At 71.4% G+C, this 20,951-nt stretch carries 24 protein-coding genes and 1 tRNA gene; 12 read left to right on the top strand and 13 right to left on the bottom strand.

The features are described from left to right. Positions 1–42: 42 nt before the first annotated feature. Complete coding sequence (fxsA, locus tag ABZ911_RS25315) at positions 43–252, bottom strand: FxSxx-COOH cyclophane-containing RiPP peptide (protein WP_358060535.1); 210 nt, start codon at positions 250–252, stop codon at positions 43–45. Between the two features lie 102 nt (positions 253–354). Between fxsA and ABZ911_RS25310 the strand changes: the two genes are divergently transcribed. From ABZ911_RS25310 to ABZ911_RS25300, 3 genes are read left to right on the top strand one after another with little or no spacing between them, the layout of a single operon-like run. After that, on the top strand, positions 355–1,527 hold the full coding sequence (locus tag ABZ911_RS25310) for an FxsB family cyclophane-forming radical SAM/SPASM peptide maturase (protein ID WP_358060532.1): 1,173 nt from the start codon (positions 355–357) through the stop codon (positions 1,525–1,527). Then, positions 1,524–2,795 (top strand): HEXXH motif-containing putative peptide modification protein, encoded by a 1,272-nt coding sequence (locus ABZ911_RS25305; RefSeq protein WP_358060529.1) that lies wholly within the window; start codon positions 1,524–1,526, stop codon positions 2,793–2,795. Before ABZ911_RS25310 ends, ABZ911_RS25305 begins: the two co-directional genes overlap by 4 nt. Before the next feature lie 19 nt (positions 2,796–2,814). Further along, positions 2,815–2,979 (top strand): hypothetical protein, encoded by a 165-nt coding sequence (locus ABZ911_RS25300; RefSeq protein ID WP_358060526.1) that lies wholly within the window; start codon positions 2,815–2,817, stop codon positions 2,977–2,979. Here ABZ911_RS25300 and ABZ911_RS25295 read toward each other — a convergent pair. Beyond that, entirely contained in the window at positions 2,965–3,414 is a 450-nt protein-coding gene (locus tag ABZ911_RS25295) for a MarR family winged helix-turn-helix transcriptional regulator (protein WP_358060523.1), read from the bottom strand. The genes ABZ911_RS25300 and ABZ911_RS25295 overlap by 15 nt on opposite strands. 79 nt (positions 3,415–3,493) lie before the next feature. Here ABZ911_RS25295 and ABZ911_RS25290 point away from each other — a divergent pair, with 79 nt between their 5' ends. Together ABZ911_RS25290 and ABZ911_RS25285 are read left to right on the top strand one after the other, a co-directional pair. Further along, complete coding sequence (locus tag ABZ911_RS25290; protein ID WP_358060520.1) at positions 3,494–3,871, top strand: cupin domain-containing protein; 378 nt, start codon at positions 3,494–3,496, stop codon at positions 3,869–3,871. Between the two features lie 11 nt (positions 3,872–3,882). Further along, positions 3,883–4,257: a cupin domain-containing protein gene (locus ABZ911_RS25285; protein WP_358060517.1), complete on the top strand. Its 375-nt coding sequence runs from the start codon at positions 3,883–3,885 to the stop codon at positions 4,255–4,257. Here ABZ911_RS25285 and ABZ911_RS25280 read toward each other — a convergent pair. Further along, positions 4,251–5,189 carry a GNAT family N-acetyltransferase gene (locus ABZ911_RS25280; protein ID WP_358060514.1) on the bottom strand — a complete coding sequence of 313 codons (939 nt, stop codon included), beginning with the start codon at positions 5,187–5,189 and terminating at the stop codon, positions 4,251–4,253. The two genes, ABZ911_RS25285 and ABZ911_RS25280, sit on opposite strands and share 7 nt — an antisense overlap. Positions 5,190–5,461: 272 nt before the next feature. On the opposite strand from ABZ911_RS25280, the gene ABZ911_RS25275 reads away from it, so the two are divergent. The 3 genes from ABZ911_RS25275 (at position 5,462) to ABZ911_RS25265 (ending at position 8,430) form a co-directional block, all read left to right on the top strand. Beyond that, positions 5,462–6,805, top strand: a complete 1,344-nt coding sequence (locus ABZ911_RS25275) for a hypothetical protein (protein WP_358060511.1) — start codon at positions 5,462–5,464, stop codon at positions 6,803–6,805. Beyond that, positions 6,802–7,920, top strand: a complete 1,119-nt coding sequence (locus tag ABZ911_RS25270) for a hypothetical protein (protein ID WP_358060508.1) — start codon at positions 6,802–6,804, stop codon at positions 7,918–7,920. The genes ABZ911_RS25275 and ABZ911_RS25270 overlap by 4 nt, the downstream gene beginning before the upstream one ends. Positions 7,921–8,082: 162 nt before the next feature. Continuing rightward, a complete protein-coding gene (locus ABZ911_RS25265) occupies positions 8,083–8,430 on the top strand; it encodes a VOC family protein (RefSeq protein WP_358060505.1) in 348 nt (115 codons plus the stop codon). Positions 8,431–8,437: 7 nt separating this feature from the next. Here ABZ911_RS25265 and ABZ911_RS25260 read toward each other — a convergent pair whose 3' ends face one another. Further along, on the bottom strand, positions 8,438–9,646 hold the full coding sequence (locus ABZ911_RS25260) for a beta-ketoacyl-[acyl-carrier-protein] synthase family protein (RefSeq protein ID WP_358060502.1): 1,209 nt from the start codon (positions 9,644–9,646) through the stop codon (positions 8,438–8,440). Between the two features lie 502 nt (positions 9,647–10,148). On the opposite strand from ABZ911_RS25260, the gene ABZ911_RS25255 reads away from it, so the two are divergent. Continuing rightward, positions 10,149–10,553, top strand: a complete 405-nt coding sequence (locus ABZ911_RS25255; RefSeq protein WP_358060499.1) for a hypothetical protein — start codon at positions 10,149–10,151, stop codon at positions 10,551–10,553. Positions 10,554–10,978: 425 nt separating this feature from the next. Then, positions 10,979–11,584, top strand: coding sequence for a CPBP family intramembrane glutamic endopeptidase (locus ABZ911_RS25250; RefSeq protein WP_358060496.1), 606 nt, complete (start codon positions 10,979–10,981; stop codon positions 11,582–11,584). A gap of 106 nt (positions 11,585–11,690) precedes the next feature. On the opposite strand, the gene ABZ911_RS25245 is transcribed toward ABZ911_RS25250, so the two are convergent. From ABZ911_RS25245 to nadD, 5 genes are all read right to left on the bottom strand, one after another. Continuing rightward, a tRNA-Ala gene (locus tag ABZ911_RS25245) sits at positions 11,691–11,763 on the bottom strand. A gap of 70 nt (positions 11,764–11,833) precedes the next feature. Next, positions 11,834–12,457 (bottom strand): histidine phosphatase family protein, encoded by a 624-nt coding sequence (locus ABZ911_RS25240; protein ID WP_358060493.1) that lies wholly within the window; start codon positions 12,455–12,457, stop codon positions 11,834–11,836. Further along, the gene (gene rsfS, locus ABZ911_RS25235) at positions 12,454–12,849 is read right to left on the bottom strand and encodes a ribosome silencing factor (RefSeq protein ID WP_358060490.1); all 396 of its coding nucleotides are present in this window, start codon (positions 12,847–12,849) and stop codon (positions 12,454–12,456) included. The genes ABZ911_RS25240 and rsfS overlap by 4 nt, the downstream gene beginning before the upstream one ends. A 152-nt stretch (positions 12,850–13,001) precedes the next feature. After that, positions 13,002–13,418, bottom strand: coding sequence for an ATP-binding cassette domain-containing protein (locus ABZ911_RS25230; protein ID WP_358060487.1), 417 nt, complete (start codon positions 13,416–13,418; stop codon positions 13,002–13,004). 73 nt (positions 13,419–13,491) lie between these two features. Continuing rightward, on the bottom strand, positions 13,492–14,103 hold the full coding sequence (gene nadD, locus ABZ911_RS25225; RefSeq protein ID WP_358060484.1) for a nicotinate-nucleotide adenylyltransferase: 612 nt from the start codon (positions 14,101–14,103) through the stop codon (positions 13,492–13,494). Positions 14,104–14,198: 95 nt separating this feature from the next. On the opposite strand from nadD, the gene ABZ911_RS25220 reads away from it, so the two are divergent. Next, positions 14,199–15,215: a M48 family metallopeptidase gene (locus tag ABZ911_RS25220; protein WP_358060481.1), complete on the top strand. Its 1,017-nt coding sequence runs from the start codon at positions 14,199–14,201 to the stop codon at positions 15,213–15,215. Between the two features lie 271 nt (positions 15,216–15,486). Further along, the gene (locus ABZ911_RS25215; protein ID WP_358060478.1) at positions 15,487–15,705 is read left to right on the top strand and encodes a hypothetical protein; all 219 of its coding nucleotides are present in this window, start codon (positions 15,487–15,489) and stop codon (positions 15,703–15,705) included. Positions 15,706–15,713: 8 nt separating this feature from the next. Here the strand turns inward: ABZ911_RS25215 and ABZ911_RS25210 are convergent, their stop codons facing one another. The 4 genes from ABZ911_RS25210 to proB all read right to left on the bottom strand — a co-directional run bounded on the left by ABZ911_RS25210 (position 15,714) and on the right by proB (position 20,950). After that, positions 15,714–18,107 carry a protein kinase gene (locus tag ABZ911_RS25210; protein WP_358060475.1) on the bottom strand — a complete coding sequence of 798 codons (2,394 nt, stop codon included), beginning with the start codon at positions 18,105–18,107 and terminating at the stop codon, positions 15,714–15,716. 90 nt (positions 18,108–18,197) lie between these two features. Next, positions 18,198–18,371: a hypothetical protein gene (locus ABZ911_RS25205; protein WP_358060472.1), complete on the bottom strand. Its 174-nt coding sequence runs from the start codon at positions 18,369–18,371 to the stop codon at positions 18,198–18,200. Between the two features lie 51 nt (positions 18,372–18,422). Next, positions 18,423–19,712, bottom strand: a complete 1,290-nt coding sequence (locus tag ABZ911_RS25200) for a glutamate-5-semialdehyde dehydrogenase (protein WP_358060469.1) — start codon at positions 19,710–19,712, stop codon at positions 18,423–18,425. 113 nt (positions 19,713–19,825) lie between these two features. Further along, on the bottom strand, positions 19,826–20,950 hold the full coding sequence (gene proB, locus ABZ911_RS25195; RefSeq protein WP_358060466.1) for a glutamate 5-kinase: 1,125 nt from the start codon (positions 20,948–20,950) through the stop codon (positions 19,826–19,828). Position 20,951 lies beyond the last annotated feature (1 nt).

Below are 20,951 nucleotides of genomic sequence, written 5' to 3'. Positions count from 1 at the left end.
CTCTCCCTTCACTTTGCCATAGTCACAGGTCCGCCGTGGAATTCAGCGTTCGTCGTCGACGGCGGGCGGTCCCGCCTGAAAGGCCAAGTAGAAAGAGTCGGCCGAGTCGTCCACCTGGTCGCGGATCCGGCGCAGCGCGCGGGCCAGCGCGCTGTCGGGCAGCTCGGCGAGCTTGTCGAGGTCGAGGCCCGCCAAGTCGACCAGATCGGATCGCAACTCCTCCTCGTCCGCGCCGTACGCCTCACCGTTCATCCGCCGCAGGCTCCAATGAGCGAGAAACAATATCCACATTCAACCACAAACAGATATTATCTGATGACAAATCGAATAACTCGCTGACAAGGATGGAATCCGGTGCCATCCAGCCGTATCTCGCGAATTCAACCTGATGTCACCCCATTCCGTACGTTTGTTCTTAAAGTGCATAGCCGGTGTGATCTGGCCTGCGATTACTGCTACATCTACAACGGGCCCGACCAGAGCTGGCGCGACCGGCCCCGCACCATGAGCCCCGAAGTGGCCGAGCACGCCGCCCGGCGGATCGCCGAGCACGTACGCGGGCACCGGCTCGACCTCGTCGACGTGGTCCTGCACGGCGGCGAGCCCCTCCTGTGCGGCCCCAGCCTGCTCGGCCGGATCGTCACGACGGTCCGGCGGGCCGTCCCCGCCCGCGTCCGGGTCAGCCTGCAGACGAACGCGCTGCGCCTGGATGAAACGTACCTGCGTCTGTTCGACGAGCTCGACGTGGTGGTGGGGGTCAGCATGGACGGCGGCGGCCCCGAGCACGACCGGCATCGCCGTACCCGGTCGGGGGCGGGCAGCCACGCGAAGGTGAGCGCCGCGGTGCGCGAGCTGGCCGCGCGGCCGCGCCGGTTCGGCGGCCTGCTCTGCACGGTCGACCTGCGCAACGACCCCGTGGCCAGCTATGAGGCGCTGGCCGCGCACCGCCCGCCCGCCGTGGACTTCCTGCTGCCGCACGGCAACTGGTCGTCCCCGCCACCCGGCCGCCCGCCGGGACAGGCAGCGCCGTACGGGAACTGGCTAGCCGCCGTCTTCGACCGCTGGTACGGCGCGGCCCCCAGGGAGACCGGCGTGCGGATCTTCGAGGAGATCATCCACCTGCTGCTCGGCGGGCGCTCCACCGCCGAGGGGGTCGGGCTGGAACCGGTGGGCATCGCGGTCGTCGAGACCGACGGCACGATCGAGCAGATCGACGCGCTGAAGTCGGCCTTCGACGGCGCCGCCGCCACCGGCCTGCACGTGCGCACCGACGACTTCGACACCGCCCTGCGCGCACCGGGGTTCGCGGCCAGGCAGGCGGGCACGGCCGCGCTGTCGCGCCAGTGCGCGGCCTGCCCGGTGGTGCGCGTGTGCGGCGGCGGCCACTACGCGCACCGCTACCGCGCGGGCGCCGGGTTCGCCCATCCGAGCGTGTACTGCCCCGACCTGTTCCACCTGATCGGCCACATCCGCGACCGGCTGGCCGAGGATGTGGGGCGGCTGCGCATCGTCGCGGAGCCCGCGTGATCTCCGCGCTGTCCGTACGGCCCGACCTGTTCGCCGAGCTGTCCCGCGGCGGCGGCGGCCCGGCCGCGATGCGCCTGCTCGGCGCCGCGCGGCACAGCAGGCACCTGCTGCTGCTCCGGGCGATCGTGGGCGAGGTCGGCGCGCGGGCGCATCCGCAGGCGGCGGCGACGGCGGCCGGATACCGGGAGCTGGCCCGGGTCGAGCGGGCCAGCCCCGCCGCCGTCGCCGCGGTGCTGCGCTACCCGCTGGTCGGCGCCTGGGGCGCGCACACGCTGCTCGGCCTGCTGCGCGACGACCCGGCGGCACGGCCGGAACGGCTCGCCGCGCTGGCCGCCGCCGCGGCGGTGCGCGGCAGGGTGCCGACGCGCACGACCTTCCCCGCCGAGGAGGGCGGCGCGGCCCTGCCCTCGCTCGGCCGGGCGCACCTGCCCGGCCTGCCCGCGGGCAGTCCCGTCGTCCTCGACCTCACGGCCGGAGCCGCCCGGCTCGACCTGGGCGGGGTCCGGATGCTCATCCCCCGGGACCCGTACCGGCAGGAGGGCCGCTGGCAGGGCCTGCGCAGGCTCGCGCCGGGACTCCTGCTGGACGACGTCGACCCCTGGCGCTTCCCCGGCACCCCCTCGCCGCTGGACCGGCTGCCCGAACGGGAGGTAGCCGTCTGGCGGGAGCGGCTGCGCGGCGGGCTCGGGCTGCTGGCCGGGCACCACCGGCCGACCGCCGCGGCGATGGCGGCCACGACGGTGGTCGTGCCGCTGACCGCGCCCGAGGGCGGCGCCCGCAGCGCCACCTCCAGGGCCGCCTACGGCTGCGTCGCGCTGTCCCTGCCCGAGGACGCCAGGTCGGCGGCGCTGGCGCTGACCCACGAGCTGCAGCACGCCAAGCTGGCCGCGCTCATGGACCTGTTCGACCTTGTCCGCGACGACCACGGGCAGCGCTTCTACGCGCCCTGGCGCGAGGACCCGCGCCCGGCCGGGGCACTGCTCCAGGGGGCCTACGCCCACCTGGGGGTCGCCGGGTTCTGGCGGGCTCAGCGGCACGTCGAGGCCGACGCGGGCGCGCACGTCGAGTTCGTGCGCTGGCGCGACGCCAGCCTGGAGTCGGCGCTGGCGCTGCGGTCCAGCGGGGCGGTGACCGCGCTCGGGCGGCGCTTCGTGGCGGGCATGCTGCACACGCTCACCGGCTGGCTCGCCGACCCCGCCCCCGAGGACGCCGCCGCCACCGCCAGACGGGCCGCGACCCGGCACCGGGCCCGCTGGTCACACCAGTGATCAGGCCCTGGTGAGCTCCATGATCCAGTTGGTCTCCCCAGGTCCGCTCGCGCGGAGGTACGGCTGTCGCCTGGGCGCCGACGTCGAGGTCATCTCCCCCGCCGAGCTGCGCGAACGGCTGGCCGAGACCGCCGAGACGCTGGCCGTCGTGTACCGGTCGGGCACCCCTTCACAGCTTCCGTAGCGTGCGGGCCAGACTGTCGGGGGAGTCGCTCCTGTCCACGATCGCGGTGAGCACCTCGCGCAGCGCCGCCACGCGTTCCTCGCCCAGCTCGGCGACCATCCGGCGCTCGAAGTCGGTGTGGAACTCGTGTCCCCTGGCCATCAGTTCACGGCAGCGGGCGGTGAGGACGAGCCGCTTCACCCGGCCGTCCGCGGGGTCGGGCACCCGCTCCACGTACCCGGTGGCCACCATCTCCTCGACCGTCTTGGCCGCGCCCTGCGGGGTGATCTTCAGCCGGGCCGCGAGCTGGCTGGTGGTCAGGCTCTCCGCCGCCAGCACCTTGACCGCGTAGCCGAAGTTCGCGCGCGTGTCGTCGAAGCCGTACCCGGCCAGGTGGGCGTGCAGCTCGTCCACGAACTGCTGGTAGGCCAGGCCGAGCAGAACCCCGAAGTCCATCCGTCCTCCTGTTGACACAACCAAGATATGCAACCTAGGTTGTAAACCTCAGTTGTAGATCTCTTCTAAGGAGGATATCGTGCCAGTCGTCAAGGGCGCCACCGCGCCCGTCTTCGAGCTGCCCACCGCCACCTTCACCGGCCTCGCCGCCCCAAGCAGGGGCGCGAAGGAGACCAGCGTGTGGCGGACCCTCGTCAAACCCGGCGCGGAGCCCGGCCCGCCGCACTCCTTTGACCACGAGGAGGTGCTTGTCGCCATCCGGGGCCGCGCCTACGCCCTGCTCGACGGCGTACGGCACGACGTGGCCGAGGGCGACGCCGTCATCGTCCCGGCGGGCACCCTGTTCGGCCTGGGCAACCCGTACGACGAACCGTTCGAGCTGGTCGCGGCGTTGCCCGTGGGCGCCATGGCCACCATGCCCGACGGCGAGGTCACCGTCCCCTTCACCGCCAGATAGAGGAGTTCCGCATGCCCGTCATCTCCGGGGCCACCGCCCCCACCTTCACCGTCCCGCACGTCACCGCGCACGGCCTGGCCGCCCCCAGCCGGGGTGCGAAGGAGACCTGCGCCTGGCGGTTCACCATGGACCCGGGCGCGCCCGCCAACCCGCACACGGTCGACCGCGAGGAGATCTTCGTGCTGATCTCCGGCCGGGCGCTGGCCGCACTGGAGGGCGAGGAGCACCACCTCGTGGCCGGTGACGCGCTGATCGTCCCCGCGGGCACCTCGTTCGCCCTCGGCAACCCGCACGACGAGCCGCTGGAGATGGTCGCGGTCCTGCCGGTCGGCGGACGCGCGCACATGCCGGGGAAGGAGGCTTTCGTGCCCCCGTGGGCTCAGTGATCTCCCTGCCATCTCATGACGTGGAACCTGCGGGTGACCTCGTACCCGGCCCTGGTGTACAGGTGACCCGCCGGGCTGTCCTCCCCGGTCCAGAGGAACCACGAGGAGTGCAGCCCCTCGGCGCGCATCCGGGTCATGGTCTCGTGCAGCAGGATCTTGCCGAGCCCCGTGCCCCGCTCCCCCGGATCGACCCCGAACGGCCCGAACCGCTCAGGAATGCCACGGTAGGCCCCAAAGGCGGCGAACCCGACGATGCCCTCCCTGACCGCCACCACCAACCTCCCGTTGTCCTGAAATTTCCGGATCGCTTCGCCCCAGTCCGGGTTGAAGAGGTCGGCCGCGAAGCGGATGAGGGCGGGCAGTTCGCCGTCCGCGGGCGCGCGGAAGGCGTAGCCCTCGCTCTCCCGTTTGGCCCGCAGCTCGCGCACCTCCCCGGGCGCGGCGTAGCCGACCAGCGTCCGGTCCATGGCCACCGGCGAGTAGAGGGTGGTGAACCCCATCTCCCCCAGCAGCCGCCAGGCCTCCGGGTAGGTCCGGGCGTCGACCCCGGGCAGGACGTAGTTGGGGGTGTAGGAGGCGAAGTCGACCCGGGTGCGCCCCCGCTCGCGCAGGAAGTCGAGGGCCTCGCGCAGCAGCCGCCGCCCGAGCCCGCTCCCCCGGTGCTCCGGCACGACGAAGAAGAACGGGATCCAGCCCGCCTCGGGCTCCAGGTCCGTGCCGCGCGCCAGGGGGACGAGCCGCCGAACCGCGTACGCGCACCCGATCACCTGACCGTCCACCTGGGCGACGTGCAGCCCGCCGGGATCGAAGTTGGGGTCGAGCAGCACGCAGTCCCGGAACCAGGCGGCCGTCGTGGGGTCGTGGGTCAGGCTGCGGTTCCACGCGGCGACCAGGGAGCGCTCGTCTCCCGGAGCGAAGGCGCGCGTCAACATGGGGAGTCCTTTCACGTCCGCTCGCGCGAAGAGCCTCACGAAGCTAGGGAAGAAAATTTCTTCCCAGCAACCTACATGGAAACTTTCCTTCTCACCGGACCTCCTCGGTATCGGCCCTAAATCACTCGGAACCCAGCCGCACCCGGTGATAGCGTGACCAATCGTTGGCCGCGGGACTCGGGCGCGACTTCCGGAAACCGCCTGTACAGCGACTATTTCGCCGTTCGCTCCCCCATTCCCCGGCCAACCACTGGACCGGAAGCGAGGGTGTCGTGAGCGACGTGATCGCCTGCGAGGACGTGCTGCTCTTCGTCAACGCGGCGATCACGTCCACCGGGCAGCGGGAGTTCCACTCCTCGGCCGACGAGCAGCGCCTGTCGCTCGGCTTCCTGCACCGCTACATCATGGGCAACTACCGCGAGGTCTACGCCGCCGCGCTCGCCCTCGACATCAACGACCACAACGCCGCCCTGATCGCCCGCAACCTGCTGGCCGAGCGGCCCACCGAGCGCGAGGGCCGGCTGATCGCCCGCCGGCTGCGCCGGATGGCCCCCCAGCGCGTCTACGGCCTGTTCCGGCTGCTGCGCGCCGCCGGGATCAACAACCGCCGAACCCGCGCGATCATCAGGGACTGGCTGGCCGACCGCCCCGACCTGGCCTTCGACGCGGTGAAGTACCGCTCCGCCCTCAAGGACGCGGTACGGCACGCCCACCTCCCCCTCCCCGCCGAACTCGGCGACTTCCTGTTCGGCACCCGCGTCCACTTCGACACGCCCATCCTGGAGGCGTGGCGGCGCGCCCACTACGAGGCCAGGGCCGTCTACGAACTGCCCTACACCGTCGCCGAGGGCTTCGCCGCCAGGCGCGGGATCGCCCGGGAGAAGTTCCTGGAGCGGATCGCGCCCCGGCTGACCAAGCTGGAGCGGCTGCGCCTGGACGCCGATCCCGATCTGGGTGGGCAGCCGCTGGTGCGGGCGGCGAGTTATGTGCTGGCGCTGCCGTACGAGGAGCGGGTGCGCAGGCGCGCGGAGCTGCACGCGGCGCTGCGGGCCTCGGCCGCGCGGGCCGCGGGCGCCCGCGCGGGGACCTGGGGGCGGGTCGCGGCCGTGCTCGACGACAGCTTCTCCGCGTTCGGCTCCACGGCCAAGCGGCGCCGGCCGCTGGCCGTCGCGCTGGCCTGCCACTACCTGCTGGCGGCCCTGGCCGGCGAGTACCGCGGCCGGTGGCTGTCCGGCCGGGGCGACCCGCTCCTGGTACGGCCGGTGGGCGCGACGCCGCTCGGCGAGCGGATCATCGACGCGCTGGAGTGGCGCCCCGACCGCCTGGTCATCGTCTCCGACGGCTGGGACAACGCGCCGCCCGGCCTGGCCGCCGAGGTGCTGCGGGTGTGGCGCGAACGGCTCGACCCGGCGGAGCTGACCGGCATCGTCCACCTCAACCCGGTCTACGACGCCGACGACTTCGACGTGCGCAGGCTCTCGCCGCTGGTGCCCACGGCGGGCATCAGGGACGCGGAGAGCCTGCCCGCGCTGGTCGAACTGGCCCGCTTCGCCACCGGGCGAACCGGCTACGCCTCACTGCTGCGCTACCTCGACGACAGGACGGCCGAGCTGTGATCGACCTGACCGGCCTGGAGACCCGCCCCGCGCAAACCTGGGGCGCCATCAGACTGGTCCCGCTGGTCAGACCCAGACCCATCACCGACCTGCGACTGCACCATCAGGTGTACGGCGAGGACCTGACCGTCGTCTCCCTGCCCGACAAGTCCACCTACACGGCCTACGTCCCGCACGCCCTCGTCGCCACGTGGAGCAAGGACGGCACCCCCGCCGCGGCGTACGGCACCCAGCTCGGTGATCCCGCCCAGTGCGCCCCCGTCCGCTTCACCCGGAAGATGGCCCGCAGGGGAGCGGGCCCCGACCGGCTGCGCTTCCTGCCGCTGCACCTGGCCATGGAGGGCTACCTCGCGCTGCACTTCGGCGGCCCGTCGATCGCCTGGGAGGAGTGGTCGCGGCGCGCGATCAAGCAGGGCCTGTCGCCGCGCGAGGAGGCCGCCTACACCGGTGCGAGCGTCCAGGGCCTGGACGACGCGCTGCGCATCTTCGAGATCCACGAGGGCCAGTGCGGCATGGTGATCTACGTCGGCGACCTGGCGGCCTCCGCGACGGTGGTGCCGCACCCCGAGGACTACCGCGCCCTCCACCCCACCCTCGTCCAGGACATGTACGGCGAGCTGATCTACACCAACGCCCTGTACTCCCCTCCGGTGCACGACTTCACCGCCTCCCTCGGCGAGGTGACCTCCATGGCGGGCCTGCGCGCCGAGGCGGCCCGCGTCCGCGCGGAGTGGTCGGGCTTCCACACCTCGGTGATGGCCGCGGGCCTGCTGGACGCCTCGCACGCCTTCGACCCCGTCTACCGGATGGGCCGTTTCACGCTGTCGCGCTTCCTGCCGTCGTTCGAGCGGCAGCGGGAGAACCACATCGGCGAGGTGATCACTGACGAGCGGGGCCTGGTGGCGTACCTGAAGACCTTCCGCCTGTCGGAGGCGCAGATCCGCAGGGGTCACCTGCTGACCGTGCTGGCCGCCCACGACTGGCACCTGGGCTCGGCCGCCGAGGCGCTGGGCATCGACGCCGTCCGCCTGGCCCTGCGCCTCGACCGGGCCGGGTTCGGCCACCTGCTCCGCCAGGACATCCTCGACGGATACCGTTCCCAGCGACGAAGGTGACGATTCACGACTGAAGGCCGTACCGCGCGATCAGCCGCCCGCGTTGAGGCCGTCCCGGGTGCCTCGGCCGCCTGGTCTTGGATGCGCACCGGCCAGCGGGAGTAGGGCGTCCTGCGGCAGGATCGGACACACATCACTCCCACCAACCAGCAGGAGGCACCGATGTCCGTCCGCCGGGTCGTCCCCAACATCCCGTCAGCAGCCCTGGAGGAGAGCGCCGAGTTCTACGGCCTGCTGGGCTTCGAGGAGGTCATGAACCACGGCTGGATCATGACGCTCGCCTCACCCGCCACCCCGGCGGCGCAGGTCAGCTTCATGACCGGCGACAAGACCGCGCCCGTCATGCCGGACCTGAGCGTCGAGGTGGACGATGTGGACGCGGCCTACGCGGCCATGCGGGAGAGCGGCGCGGAGATCCTGCATCCCTTGCAGGACGAGGAGTGGGGGGTTCGCCGCTTCTTCGTCCGTGACCCGAACGGCCGCGTGATCAACGTCCTGGGTCACCGATGACCCGGGCTCAGGTCGTGAAGGCCAGGGAGGCGTTGTGGCCGCCGAAGCCGAAGGAGTTGGTCACCGCCGCCCGCCACCGGCCATGGCGCGGCTGCCCGGTGACGATGTCCAGTTTGACCTGAGGGTCGAGGTCGTCCAGGTTCCGGACAGCGGGGATCACCCCGTCCCGGAGGGCGAGGATCGTGGCGATCGCCCCCAACGCCCCCGCCGCCCCGCACAGGTGCCCGGTCATCGACTTGGTCGCGGTGACCACGGGATGCGTTCCCAGCGCCTCGGTGATCGACCGGGCCTCCGTCAGGTCGCCGGTCGGGGTCGAGGTGGCGTGGGCGTTCACGTGCCCGACGTCGAGCGCGTCCAGCCCCGCCGAGGCCAGGGCCAGCCGCATCGCACGTACCTGCCCGGCCACGTCGGCGGCCGTGATGTGCTGGGCGTCGGAGGTGGTGCCCGCGCCCGCCAGCGTGGCGTGCACCCGGGCCCCGCGAGCCGCGGCGAATCCCTCGCGCTCCAGGACCACCAGGGCGGCCCCCTCGCCGAGCACGAACCCGTCGCGCCCCACGTCGAAGGGCCGGGACGCCTCCCACGGGGCGTCGTTGCGCTTGGACAGGGCCCTGGCCTGGGCGAACCCGGCGAGGGTGAGCTGGTGTACGCACGCCTCGGCGCCACCGGCGATCACCACGTCGGCGCGGCCCAGGCGGATGAGGTCCAGCCCCATCGCGATCGCCTCGGACCCGGACGCGCAGGCGCTCACCGGCGTGTGCGCCCCGCCCCGGGCGCCGAACTCGATGCTGACCACGGCCGCGGGCCCATTGGGCATCAGCATGGGAACCGTGTACGGCGAGACCTTCCGCGCCCCTGACGTCTCAAGCAGCTCGTTCTGGGCGAGCGTGGTCAGCACCCCGCCGACTCCCGTGCCGACGACCACCGCCAGCCGCTCGGGCTCGACCTCGGGAGCCCCCGCGTCCGCCCACGCCTCCCGCGCTGCGACGAGCGCGACCTGCTGGCAGCGGTCCAGCCGCCTGGCCGGCACCCGGCCCAGCACCTCGACGGGGTCGACCTTCAACCGTCCGGCGATCCGCGCGGACAGCCCCTCCGCCCAGTCCTCCTCCAGCAGGGTGATGCCCGAACGCCCTGCCAGCAGACCGGCCCATGTGGAGTCCACGTCCCCGCCCAGTGGCGTGGTGGCACCGAGCCCGGTGACCGAGGCGCCCGCCTTCATCCCGTCTCCCAGCAACGTCCCCTTCGTTCGTGGAGACGCCCCCGTGGGCGATGCCACCGGGGCGTTCCCGCACAACGCTGCCAGGACGCGCCCGCTCCGGTAGATCACCTGATCAACGAAAATGTCGCGGAAGATTTGTCGGTGTTGCCGTGCCGGACACGGTCGCCGGAGAAACAACGATGCCCAGGCCATCACGACCTGGGCATCGAGGAAAGGTCGCCCAGGCGCTCAATTCGGCGTGGCCGCCTCCGCGTAAGCTGCCGGCCCCTCGCGGCTGGATCCCTACAAGCCATTCGTCGACCATGCGGTGTCGTGTCAGCGGTCATGTCAGGACGGCAACGGCCCGGTATCAGAGCGGTCGGCGATGGTGGATGCATGAACGGTTCAGCGATTGCGGCCCTCAAGGCCGGGTGAGATCCACCCGACCTGAGTAATCCAGACCCCGCCGCATTCCACCAGCCGTCCGTTCACCTGAATTTCAGACTTGAAGGAGCACACGACCATGTCCATCACCCTTACCGACCAGGACAAGCTCACCCTGCGGACCGCCGCGTGGGGCGCCGTCTCACTGATGTCCGCCGCTGGTGCCGCCGGCTCGCCCCACAAGGTCGCCACCCACGGCTCCATCGCCCTGACCTCCGCGACCGGCCTGGTCGGGCACGTGCTCACCAAGGCGCCCAAGGGCGTGAAGTACGGCAAGTCCGTAGCCGAACTCGCCGACCAGGTGCTGCCGGCCCTGACAGCGGCCATGAACCTGCTCAAGCAGCAGGCTCCGGCAGAGGCCGACAACTTCCGCAGCACCATCATCGTCGCCATCGAAGCAGCCGCCCGCACCCACCAGGGCGAGCCCAGCCCCACCATGGCCGACATGATGCGCAAGATCACCGCAGCCCTCGACGCCGCTTGACGGGATGTCACGAGGTCCTCTCCGGACCCGTGACGCGGCGGCATGCAGGTCAGGGAGGGGTCGAGCCCCGCCAAGGCGGCCAAGCCGGCTCCCTCACCTGACCCGGACACGGCGTCGGCAGCATGATCCAGACGTTGGTCGGCGTGACGCTGCTGATCGGGTTCCGGCGGCACGATGGCCTGCCTTACACGTCAGAGACGCCATCATGGCGTCACACACCCCCATGAGGTGCATCTATGGCCACCACGGAAGACACTCGACCGAACCGGATAGTTGAGCGGCTACTGGGCGACCGCCACTCCCTGCCGCTGTCCATCGCGCTCCACCTTGTCCCCTGAGCCCTGATCGTCGCCGTCTACCTGCTCATCACCGGGCCGTTCGTCAAAGCCATCGGCTGTCCGCCGTTCCTGGGCTGGGCGATCGCCATGTGCCTGGCTCTGGCGCCGGTCCAGCTCGGCCTGCTGCTGTGGTTAGGCCGCCGACGAAACGGCCGGTTTTCGCTGCGTGGAGTGGTGAGCTACCTGGACAAGCCGATCCCACGCGGGAGGCTTGTCGCCATCGTCGCCCCCCTGATCGTGCAGATGGTGGTGCTGTCGTTCGCGTTCACACCCGTGGACAACTTTGTCTACCAGTGGCTGTTCTGGTGGATCCCGTTCGAGGGCGCGGGCAGCGCCACCGGATACTTCGCCGGATACTCGCGCACCGCCGTCATCGTCTCGGTGGCGTCGTGCATTCCGCTGACCGGACTGGCGTTCCCGATCATCGAAGAGCTCTACTTCCGCGGCTTCCTGCTGCCCCGCCTCTCCCGGCTGGGCCGGTGGGCGCCGGTGGTCAACACGGCCCTGTTCTCGCTGTACCACCTCTGGTCGCCATGGGTGTTCCTGTCCAGGGTGATATTCATGCTTCCGGCGGTCTGGCTCGTCTGGCGGAAGAAGGATCTGCGGGTGTCGATCGGGATGCACGCCGGCACGACTTTGCTCCTATCGACGGGCGGCACCATCGCCCTCCTACTGAACTTCGTACGCTTGTAGCGCCCAGAACGCGAGACGGGGCACCGTCCACAGTGGACGACGCCCCCCTCGCGGTTACCGAGCGTCAGCCGCTCGGGCTTGGGCGGCGTCGACGTCGAAATCAGGGTGGAGCTAAGGAGACTCGAACTCCTGACCCCCTCCATGCCATGGAGGTGCGCTACCAACTGCGCTATAGCCCCTTGTCACCGCTTCGAGTGCTCTCGTTGCGGCGCTCAGGGAGCATATAGCCCCCCGAGGGAATTCGCATAATCAGATGTTCGGGATGTCGTCACTGTTGATCGGCTCGGGCAGCGTGCCGGCGTTGTGCTCCAGGAGGCGCCAGCCCTTGCGCCCCTCCTCCAGCACCGACCACGAGCAGTTGCCCAGGCCGCCCAGCGCAGGCCAGAGCTCCTCGGGCAGGCCGAGCAGGCGGGCGATGCCGAGCCTGAGCGCCGCGCCGTGCGAGGCCACCACGAGCAGGCCGTCGTCGTCGAGCGTGGCCGCCCAGCGGCGCATGGCCACGGCCACCCGCTCGGCGACGTCGGGCACAGGCTCGCCCCCGGGAGCCTCCCAGGCGAGGTACTCGGCGGGCCAGCCCGCCGAGATCTCCTCACGGGTCAGCCCCTCCCACGCGCCGCCACCGCGCTCGCGGAAGTCCTTGTCGACGGCGACGTCGAGGCCGACCAGCCGGCCGAGCGCCAGGCCGGTGTCATTGGCCCGGCGCAGGTCGGAGGAGACGATGCTGGTGGGGCGCAACGAGGCCAGCAGCGAGGCCGCCCGCGCCGCCTGGGCGAGGCCGGTCTCGTCGAGCGGGATGTCGGTGTGCCCCTGGAACCTGTGCTCCACGTTCCACAGTGTTTGCCCGTGCCGCAGGCAGACGATCCTGCGGCTCACTTGCGCGCCCGCTGCGCGGCGCTCTGCGTGACGCTCTCGGGCAGCGCGATCGCCGGGCAGTCCTTCCACAGCCGCTCGAGCGCGTAGAAGGTGCGGTCCTCCTCGTGCTGGACGTGCACGACGATGTCGAGGTAGTCGAGGAGCACCCAGCGGCCCTCCCGCTCCCCCTCCCGGCGGACCGGCTTGGCGTCCGCCTCGATGCGCAGCCTGTCCTCGATCTCGTCGACGATGGCGCGGACCTGGCGGTCGTTGGTGGCGGAGCAGAGCACGAACGCGTCGGTGATGACGAGTTGGTCGCTCACGTCGTAGGCGAGGATGTCATCGGCCAGTTTGTCGGCCGCCGCCTCAGCGGCGAGCCTGACGAGCTGGACGGCTCTGTCGGATGCGGTCACGATGCGGGTCTGTCCTCCTGTGTCGGCTTCCCTGTGGGGATTACCTACCCACACCACGAGGTTACCGCTCCTCGGCGTAGGCCTTCGCCTGCAGTGTGTACATCTCCGCGTAGATGTCGCCCAGCTCCATCAGGTCGGCGTGACTGCCCTGTTCAGCCACCTCGCCGCGGTCCACGACGTAGATCCGGTCGGCCCACCGCACGCTGGCCGGCCGATGGGTGATCATCAGGACGGTCCGCTGGACGGCGTGCCGCCGGATGCTCTCGAAGATCGCGTGCTCCGACCTGGCGTCCAGCGAAGGTGGTCGGCTCGTCGCAGATGAGCAGCGGCGCGTCCCGGTACAGCCCGCGCGCCACCGCGATCCGCTGCCACTGCCCGCCCGACAACTCGGTGCCGCCCCGATAGGTCGGGTCCAGCATGGTCTCCAACCCGTACGGCAGGCGCGCCACCACCGCGTCCGCCCCCGAGGCCCGCAACGCCTGGTCGAGCTGAGCGGTCGAGTCGTGCCGCCCGATCGCGATGTTCTGCCCCGCCGTGAACGGCCAGTGCGTGAAGTTCTGCGCGATCACCGCGATGTGCTCGCGTAAGGCGTCCCTGTCGATGACGTCGTGGCCGACCCCGCCCCACCTCGGCGACGGAGCGTCAGGAGTGGTAGAGCCTGCGCTTCCCGATGTACTGCACGATGCCGTCGGGCACCAGGTACCAGATCGGCTCCCCCTTGGCCACCCGCTGCCTGCACTCCGAGGAGGAGATGGCCAGGGCCGGGATCTCGATCAGGCTCACCTTGCCCTTGGGCAGCCCCGGATCCTGCAGGGTGTGACCGGGGCGGGTACACCCCACGAAGTGCGCGATGTCGAACAGCTCGTCCGCGTTCTGCCAGTCCAGGATGGCCGCCAGCGCGTCGGCGCCGGTGATGAAGTACAGCTCCGTATCCGGCCCATAAATCTCGGAAACATCGCGCAAAGTGTCGATGGTGAACGTCGGTCCCGGCCGGTCCACGTCCACCCGGCTCACCGAGAACCTCGGGTTCGACGCGGTGGCGATCACCGTCATCAGATACCGGTCCTCAGGCGCCGAAACCTCCCGAGCCGCCTTCTGGTACGGCCGGCCCGTCGGCACGAAGACCACCTCGTCGAGCTCGAAGTGGTGAGCCACCTCGCTCGCGGCGACCAGGTGACCATGGTGGATCGGGTCGAACGTTCCGCCCATCACCCCCACGCGTCTCTTCCCCTGGACACTTGGCGCGTTCATCATGAAACGGACCCTACGCGGACCGGGAATTCCACCGGATGTCGCCCCCTTGGTAATGGATCGCGCATCACTCCCGCCGCCGACGTAGCATGCCGGACATGACGACCACCCCGGATCGCAACCGCGTGCAACTGCCCGGCATCTCGTCTCGTGCCTACGAACACCCCGCAGACCGGTCCGCCCTGGTCGCTCTGCGCAAGCTCAGTGGGTTCGACACGGTGCTCAAGCAGATGTCCGGCCTGATCAGCGAGCGCCGCCTGCGCCTGATGTATCTGGCCTCGGCCGTACGCGTGAGCGAAACCCAGTTCCGCTCCCTCTACGACATGGGTCGCGACGCCGCCTACACCCTTGACCTGCACCGGATCCCGGAGATCTACGTCCAGCAGGACCCGCAGGTCAACGCCAAGGCCATCGGCTTCGACGACCCGTTCATCGTCGTGACCACCGGCCTGCTCAACCTCATGAACGAGGAGGAGCAGCGCTTCGTCATCGGTCACGAGACCTCCCACATCCTGTCGGGCCACGCGGTCTACCGCACGATGCTCGACATCCTCACCCGCCTCGCCACGCGCGTCGCCTGGATCCCGCTCGGCTACATCGGCCTGCGCGCGATCGTCGCCGGCCTGGAGGAGTGGTACCGCAAGTCCGAGCTCTCCTCCGACCGCGGCGGCCTGCTCACCGGCCAGGACCCCGAGGCGGCCAAGCGCGCGCTGATGAAGCTCGCGGGTGGCGACTACACCCACGAGATGAACATCGAAGCCTTCCTCGCCCAGTACCAGGAGTACGACACCGGGGGCGACCTGCGCGACGGTTTCCTCAAAGTCCTCAACCTGCTGGGCACCACGCACCCGTTCGCCGTGGTCCGGGTGGCCGAGCTGGACAAGTGGCAGCGCAGCGGCGAGTACGACCGCATCATCGGCGGCGACTACCCCCGCCGCGAGGACGACGCCGACGCCCGGGTCACCGATGAGGTCAAGGCCGCGGCCGAGTCCTACCGCCGCTCGTGGTCGGAGTCCCAGGACCCGTTCATCGGCGTGCTGCGCGACGTCGCCGAGGGCGCGGTCAACGCCGGAGAGCGCATCTTCAACCGCTTCTCCCGCCGCGACGGCAACTAACCCCTACACCCAAAGGTCCGGAGGCCATCTTCCGGACCTTTTCCCTTTATTCTCTCGCCCTATAAGACTCCCCTGATCATCACCGCGGCCTGTGCCACGGCCCTCTCCTTCTCCGGTACGGCCTACGCCGCCGCCTACCCGGTCAAGGACTCCAAGCTGCCGAGAACGAGCTGTACACCATAGGCGCGATCCCCGAGACCGAGTGCGCCGAGAAGCCGATCACGAACAACAACAAGAAGTCAGCTCAGCGCTACATCACCGCCATGGTGACGTGCCTCGACGCGGCTTGGGAGCCCGCCCTGACGGCATCTGGCCCTCGCTGAGGCGTAGCCCCCGCGAGTGGAACCAACTGCTCGGCGTAGTCAAGGAGAACGGCGGCGGCTGGGCCGGCAAGGGCGCCAACCGCGTCACCTGGACCAAGCTCGGCTTCGCCTCCGGCGACCCGGCCAGTTGCAACACCTGGACCGCGGCCTCCGTCAAGGTCTCCTGACAACCAGGTCAGAGGAACAGCGCGATCGCGCGCACCGCCGCGGCGCACAGGGCGACGAAGCCGCCCAGCACCGCCAGTGCGCGCAGCCCCTCCCTGCGGAGGGTGGGCAGGCCGGGACCGATGCGCTCCACCTCACGGCCCACGATGCCACCGCACAGCACCCCGAACACCACCCCGGCGGCGGTCACCGGCAATGACCGCTGCCACCAGTCGGGGCCGAATTCGCCGCCCGAGGTGGCCCAGTAGGCCAGTGCCCCCGCCCCCGCCGCGGGCACCCCGGGCCAGACCGCCCCCGTCATCACGCCCCCGGCCAGCGTCAGCGGCAGAGCCAGCACCCGCAGGCCCACCCTGACCCGGCGTGACTTCCGGTTGCGCACCAGCCAGGCCCCGAACCAGACCGCCCTGACCAGCACCACGAACAGCCCGGTGAACACGATCGAGGCGATCGGCCAGATCACCGTCGACACGACGCACGGCACGGCGAGCAGCGCGAGCAGCAGCAGCGCGGCACTGCCCGTGGGCAACGACCCGGGCGCCTCGGCCCCGAGCGCCGCCCTCCTGGCCGCTCCCCGCCGCCCCTCCCCCCTGGTACGGCTCCGCAACACGGTACCGCCCTCACCGCCACGCGCCCGCCCCGCGACACCGTCCCCCACGACCGACGACCGGCCGCGCGCCGCACCCACCTCCCCTAGGGCCGACGACCGGCCGCGAGCCCCACCCGCCTCACCCACGGCCGACCTGCCGCGTGCCGTACCCGCCTCGCTCGCGGACGACGACCGGCCGCGCCCCTCGCCCACCTCGGGCGCGGTCGCGGCCCGGCCGCGCACCCCGCCGCCGTCGGCACCGGCCCCCGACCTCCCGCGCAGCCCGCCAGGTTCACCCACCGGAGTCGCCCGGCCACGCACCCCACCACCGTCGGCCGCCCCTGAACGCCCGCGCACTCCCCCCGCTTCGGGAGCAGCCGCCGAACGCCCGCGTGCTCCGCCCGCCTCGGGCGTGGCCGCACGGCCACGCGTGCCGTTCCCCTCGGCCGGAGACGCCGCCCGCGCACGCCCAGACGGGCTCCGCGTGCCCTTGCCGACGTCGTCAACCCCCGCCGAACGCCCGCCACGCGCCGTACCGGCCTCGGCCGACCTCCCCGGGTCCGCCGCCCCACGAGCAGCGCGCGCACCCTCAGCCCCGCCGCCACGCGGCCCCCTCGCCTCCCCCGAAGCACCTCGCCCGTTGTCCTCAACCGGGACGGCACGCCCCCGTCGCCCTCCGGCCTCATCAGCCGGACCGCGGCTTCGACGCCCTCCGGTGTCGTCGGCCGGAACGCCACGGCCTCCGCGCGCCGCGGCCTCATCAGCCGCGACACCGCGCCCTCTGCGTCCCCCGGCGTCCTCAGCCGGTACGGCGCGACTTCCCCGCGCCCCGCCGGAATCCGCCGCCGCGCCTCTCGCGCCGCGTGCCACGCCCGGAACAGCCGCGCCGGGCCGACCCGGCCGTGAACCGGGATCCGTCGGCGTGCCGCGACCGGCAGGGTCACTGCCCGCGCCGCCGGGTTCACGCCTGCGTGTGGGCGTCTCGACCGCCTCGGCCTCCAGCCGCTCCCGTTCCGCCGCGCTCGCGGCCTTCGCCAGCCGGGCCAGCCGGTCGGCGAGCAGCGCGGCGGTGGGCCGCTTGCCGGGCTCACGGTTCAACGCGGCGCGCACGAGGGGCAGCAGCCCCGCGGGCACCCCCTTGAGGTCGGCCTGCCCGTTCAGCACCGCGTACATCTGCGCCTCGACGGTCCCCCGCCCGAACGTCGGCCGCCCGGTCGCCGCGAAGGCCACCGTCGCCGCCCACGCGTGCACGTCCGCGGGCTCTCCCACGTGCTCGTCGGCGAACAGTTCGGGCGCGGCGTAGCCGGGAGTGCCGAGGAAGGTGCCGGTCATCGTCAGCCGGGTGGCGTCGAGCACCTGGGCGATCCCGAAGTCGATCAGTACAGGACCGTCGACGCCCATCAGGATGTTGGCCGGTTTCAGATCGCGGTGCACGATTCCGGCGGCGTGCACGATGGCGAGGGCGGCGGCGACCCCCTGCGCCAGCGCCACCAGTTCGGCGCCGAGCAGGGGACCGCTCCGCCGCACGGCCTCCATCAGCGTGTCGCCCTCGATGTGCTCCATCACCAGGTACGGCCTGGCACATTCGAGGTCGGCGTCGAGGACGCGGGCGACGTACGGGCTCTCGACTCGGCGCAGCGCCTTGACCTCGCGTTCGAGGCGGATACGCGCGCCGGAGTCGTCCTCCATCAGGTCGCGGAGCACCTTGATCGCGACGTGCTCGCCCCTGCGGGTGGAGGCGAGGTACACCTCGCCCATGCCACCGCGGCCGACCCGTTCGAGGAGGGTGTATGGCCCGATCTTGCCGAGCTTCGTCACGCTCCCTCCCCGCCCGGCGCGCCCATAAGGGGCAACACCATAGCGGGGTGGCGGGAGATTACCGCTGCGACGCGCCGGAGGTGGAGCGGATCATCTGGGTGAGTCGGAGAGCATGCCGTCGAGCCCGGTCGTGGGTTCCTCCTGCAGCTTCTTGCGGCCCTTCCTGCGCCAGTTGATGTGACCCCGGCTCTCCAGCCAGAGCAACAGCCGGTCGGCGCCGAACAGCATGGCGCCCGAGAAGATGAGTGCAATCGCAATCTCCATCGGGCCAGTCAACCCACACTTCGGTGCGAAGGCCAACCCCGACACGCGGTCTCAGCCCTGCCCCGACACCACCACTGTGCCCTCTGACGTGCGCAAATGCCCTTCCCCAGTGTAGATCCACTTGGTCGAGGTCAGCTCGGGCAAACCCATCGGACCGCGCGCGTGCAGCTTCTGCGTCGAGATCCCGATCTCCGCCCCGAATCCGAACTCCCCGCCGTCGGTGAACCGCGTGGAGGCGTTGACCGCCACGGCCGCCGAATCCACCAACGCCACGAACCGCCGGGCCGCCGCCTGCGACCGGGTCACGATCGCATCGGTGTGCCCGGAGCCGTACGCCCGGATGTGCGCCACCGCGCCCTCCAGGGAGTCGACGACGGCCGCGGCGATGTCCAGGGAGAGATACTCGGTCCGGAAGTCCTCCTCGCTCGCGGGCACGACCTCCCCGGCACGGGCGTGGGCGGTCACCCTCTCGTCGCCGTGCACGGTCACGCCCGCGTCGATCAGCGCCTTCAGGGCACGAGGCAGGAACTCCTCCGCCACGGCCGCGTGCACCAGGAACGTCTCGGCCGCGTTGCACACCGAGGGCCGCTGGGTCTTGGCGTTGAGCAGGATCTCGACGGCGAGGTCCAGATCGGCGTCGGCGTCGACGTACACGTGGCAGTTCCCCACCCCGGTCTCGATCACCGGCACCGTCGACTCCTCGACCACCGAGTTGATCAGCGACGCCCCACCACGCGGGATCAACACGTCGACCAGCCCCCGCGCCCGCATCAGGTGCTTGACCGACTCGCGGGTCAGACCGGGCACGAGCTGTACGGCCCCCGCCGGAACCTCGGTCCCCTCCAGCGCCTCCTGCATGATCTTCACCAGCGCGGTGTTGGACGAGTAGGCGCTGGACGACCCGCGCAGCAGCACCGCGTTGCCGCTCTTCAGGCAGAGCGCCGCCCCGTCCACGGTGACGTTGGGGCGTCCTTCGTAGATGATGCCGATCACCCCGAGCGGCACCCGGAGCTGGCGCAGCTCAAGCCCGTTGGGCAGCGTGCTCCCACGCACCACCTCCCCCACCGGGTCGGGCAGGTCGGCGACGTCGCGTACGGCCTGCGCGATCGTCTCGACCCGCCCGGCGTCCAGCCTCAGCCGGTCGATCATCGCCTCGGTGGTCCCCTGCGACCGCGCCTTCTCCACGTCCACGGCGTTGGCCTCGATGATCTCACCGGTCCGCGCGACCAGGGCGTCGGCGATGGCCCGCAGCGCCCGGTCCTTGGCCGCCCGCGGCAGCGGGGCCAGCTCGGCGGCGGCCTCTCTCGCCGCACGGGCCACCTTCAGGAAGTCCTCGGACATCTCACGCTCCAGATAAACGAGACCAGTTCGACAACCCAGCACACATCACCACACGGCCTCAGCCCGGCCGCGGGCACGATCGCCCGTGCCCGGTGCCGGAACGACCGGCCTGTCTAGTGGTGGGCCTCCAGTATGACGATGTCGTCGCGGTGAATCAGCTCGCGTTCGTATTCCGGACCGAGCGCGCTGGCCAGTTCCTTGGTCGAGCGTCCCATCAGCTCCGGAATCTCCCCGGCGTCGAAGTTGACCAGCCCCCTGGCCACCACGCGCCCCCGAGGCCCGCACAGATCAACCGGATCCCCGGCGGCGAACTCGCCTTCGACCGACGTCACCCCCGCGGGCAGCAGCGACTTGCGACGCGTCACGACCGCCTCCACGGCCCCGTCGTCGAGGTGCAGGCGCCCGCGCCCGGTGGTGGCGTGGGCGAGCCAGAGCAGCCGCGTCCCCGGGTGCCGCCCACCCGGGTGGAAGAACGTGCCGACATCGGCGCCCGCGAGTGCCTGAGCGGCGTGCGCGGCGGCGGTCAGCACGACGGGGATGCCCGCCCCGGTGGCGATGCGCGCCGCCTGCACCTTGGTGACCATGCCGCCGGTGCCCACCGAGCCGTTCTTGCCCAGCTCCACGCCGACCAGGTCCTCAGGCCCGCGAATCTCGGCGAGGCGCCGCGAACCGGCCCTGCTGGGCGGCCCGTCGTAGAGGGCGTCGACGTCGGACAGCAGGACGAGGGCGTCGGCGTGGATGAGGTGGGCGACCAGCGCGGCCAGCCGGTCGTTGTCGCCGAAGCGGATCTCGTCGGTGGCCACCGTGTCGTTCTCGTTGACCACTGGCATGATGCCGAGCTCCAGCAGCCGGCTCAGCGTGCGCTGGGCGTTGGCGTGGTGGGAGCGGCGCATCATGTCGTCGGCGGTCAGCAGCACCTGGCCGACGCGCAGGCCGTACCGGGCGAAGGAGGAGGTGTAGCGGGCGACCAGCACGCCCTGGCCGACGGAGGCGGCAGCCTGCTGGGTGGCCAGGTCGCGCGGGCGCGAGGACAGGCCGAGCGGGCCGAGGCCCGCCGCGATGGCTCCGGAGGAGACCAGGACGATCTGCGTGCCCGCACGGCGGCGGGCCGCGAGAACGTCGGCGAGCGCGTCGACGCGGTCGCCGTCGATCACGCCCTGGGGGGTGGTGAGCGACGACGAGCCGACCTTGACGACGACCCGTGCCGCTGAGCTGATCTGATCTCGCACGTCGTGCACC

The sequence above is a fragment of the Nonomuraea sp. NPDC046570 genome, from assembly GCF_040645915.1.
Lineage (GTDB): Bacteria > Actinomycetota > Actinomycetes > Streptosporangiales > Streptosporangiaceae > Nonomuraea.
The sequence above is the reverse complement of the archived record's forward strand: the minus strand, read 5'-3'. Positions and strand labels throughout refer to the sequence as shown.

Bases quoted from the DNA above. Each gene is read 5' to 3' on its own strand.
- fxsA (WP_358060535.1), bottom strand. From the start codon at position 252: ATGAACGGTGAGGCGTACGGCGCGGACGAGGAGGAGTTGCGATCCGAT.
- ABZ911_RS25300 (WP_358060526.1), top strand. From the start codon at position 2,815: ATGATCCAGTTGGTCTCCCCAGGTCCGCTCGCGCGGAGGTACGGCTGT.
- ABZ911_RS25295 (WP_358060523.1), bottom strand. From the start codon at position 3,414: ATGGACTTCGGGGTTCTGCTCGGCCTGGCCTACCAGCAGTTCGTGGAC.
- ABZ911_RS25285 (WP_358060517.1), top strand. From the start codon at position 3,883: ATGCCCGTCATCTCCGGGGCCACCGCCCCCACCTTCACCGTCCCGCAC.
- ABZ911_RS25280 (WP_358060514.1), bottom strand. From the start codon at position 5,189: ATGTTGACGCGCGCCTTCGCTCCGGGAGACGAGCGCTCCCTGGTCGCC.
- ABZ911_RS25265 (WP_358060505.1), top strand. From the start codon at position 8,083: ATGTCCGTCCGCCGGGTCGTCCCCAACATCCCGTCAGCAGCCCTGGAG.
- ABZ911_RS25260 (WP_358060502.1), bottom strand. From the start codon at position 9,646: ATGAAGGCGGGCGCCTCGGTCACCGGGCTCGGTGCCACCACGCCACTG.
- ABZ911_RS25255 (WP_358060499.1), top strand. From the start codon at position 10,149: ATGTCCATCACCCTTACCGACCAGGACAAGCTCACCCTGCGGACCGCC.
- ABZ911_RS25250 (WP_358060496.1), top strand. From the start codon at position 10,979: ATGTGCCTGGCTCTGGCGCCGGTCCAGCTCGGCCTGCTGCTGTGGTTA.
- nadD (WP_358060484.1), bottom strand. From the start codon at position 14,103: ATGATGAACGCGCCAAGTGTCCAGGGGAAGAGACGCGTGGGGGTGATG.
- ABZ911_RS25220 (WP_358060481.1), top strand. From the start codon at position 14,199: ATGACGACCACCCCGGATCGCAACCGCGTGCAACTGCCCGGCATCTCG.
- ABZ911_RS25205 (WP_358060472.1), bottom strand. From the start codon at position 18,371: ATGGAGATTGCGATTGCACTCATCTTCTCGGGCGCCATGCTGTTCGGC.
- ABZ911_RS25200 (WP_358060469.1), bottom strand. From the start codon at position 19,712: ATGTCCGAGGACTTCCTGAAGGTGGCCCGTGCGGCGAGAGAGGCCGCC.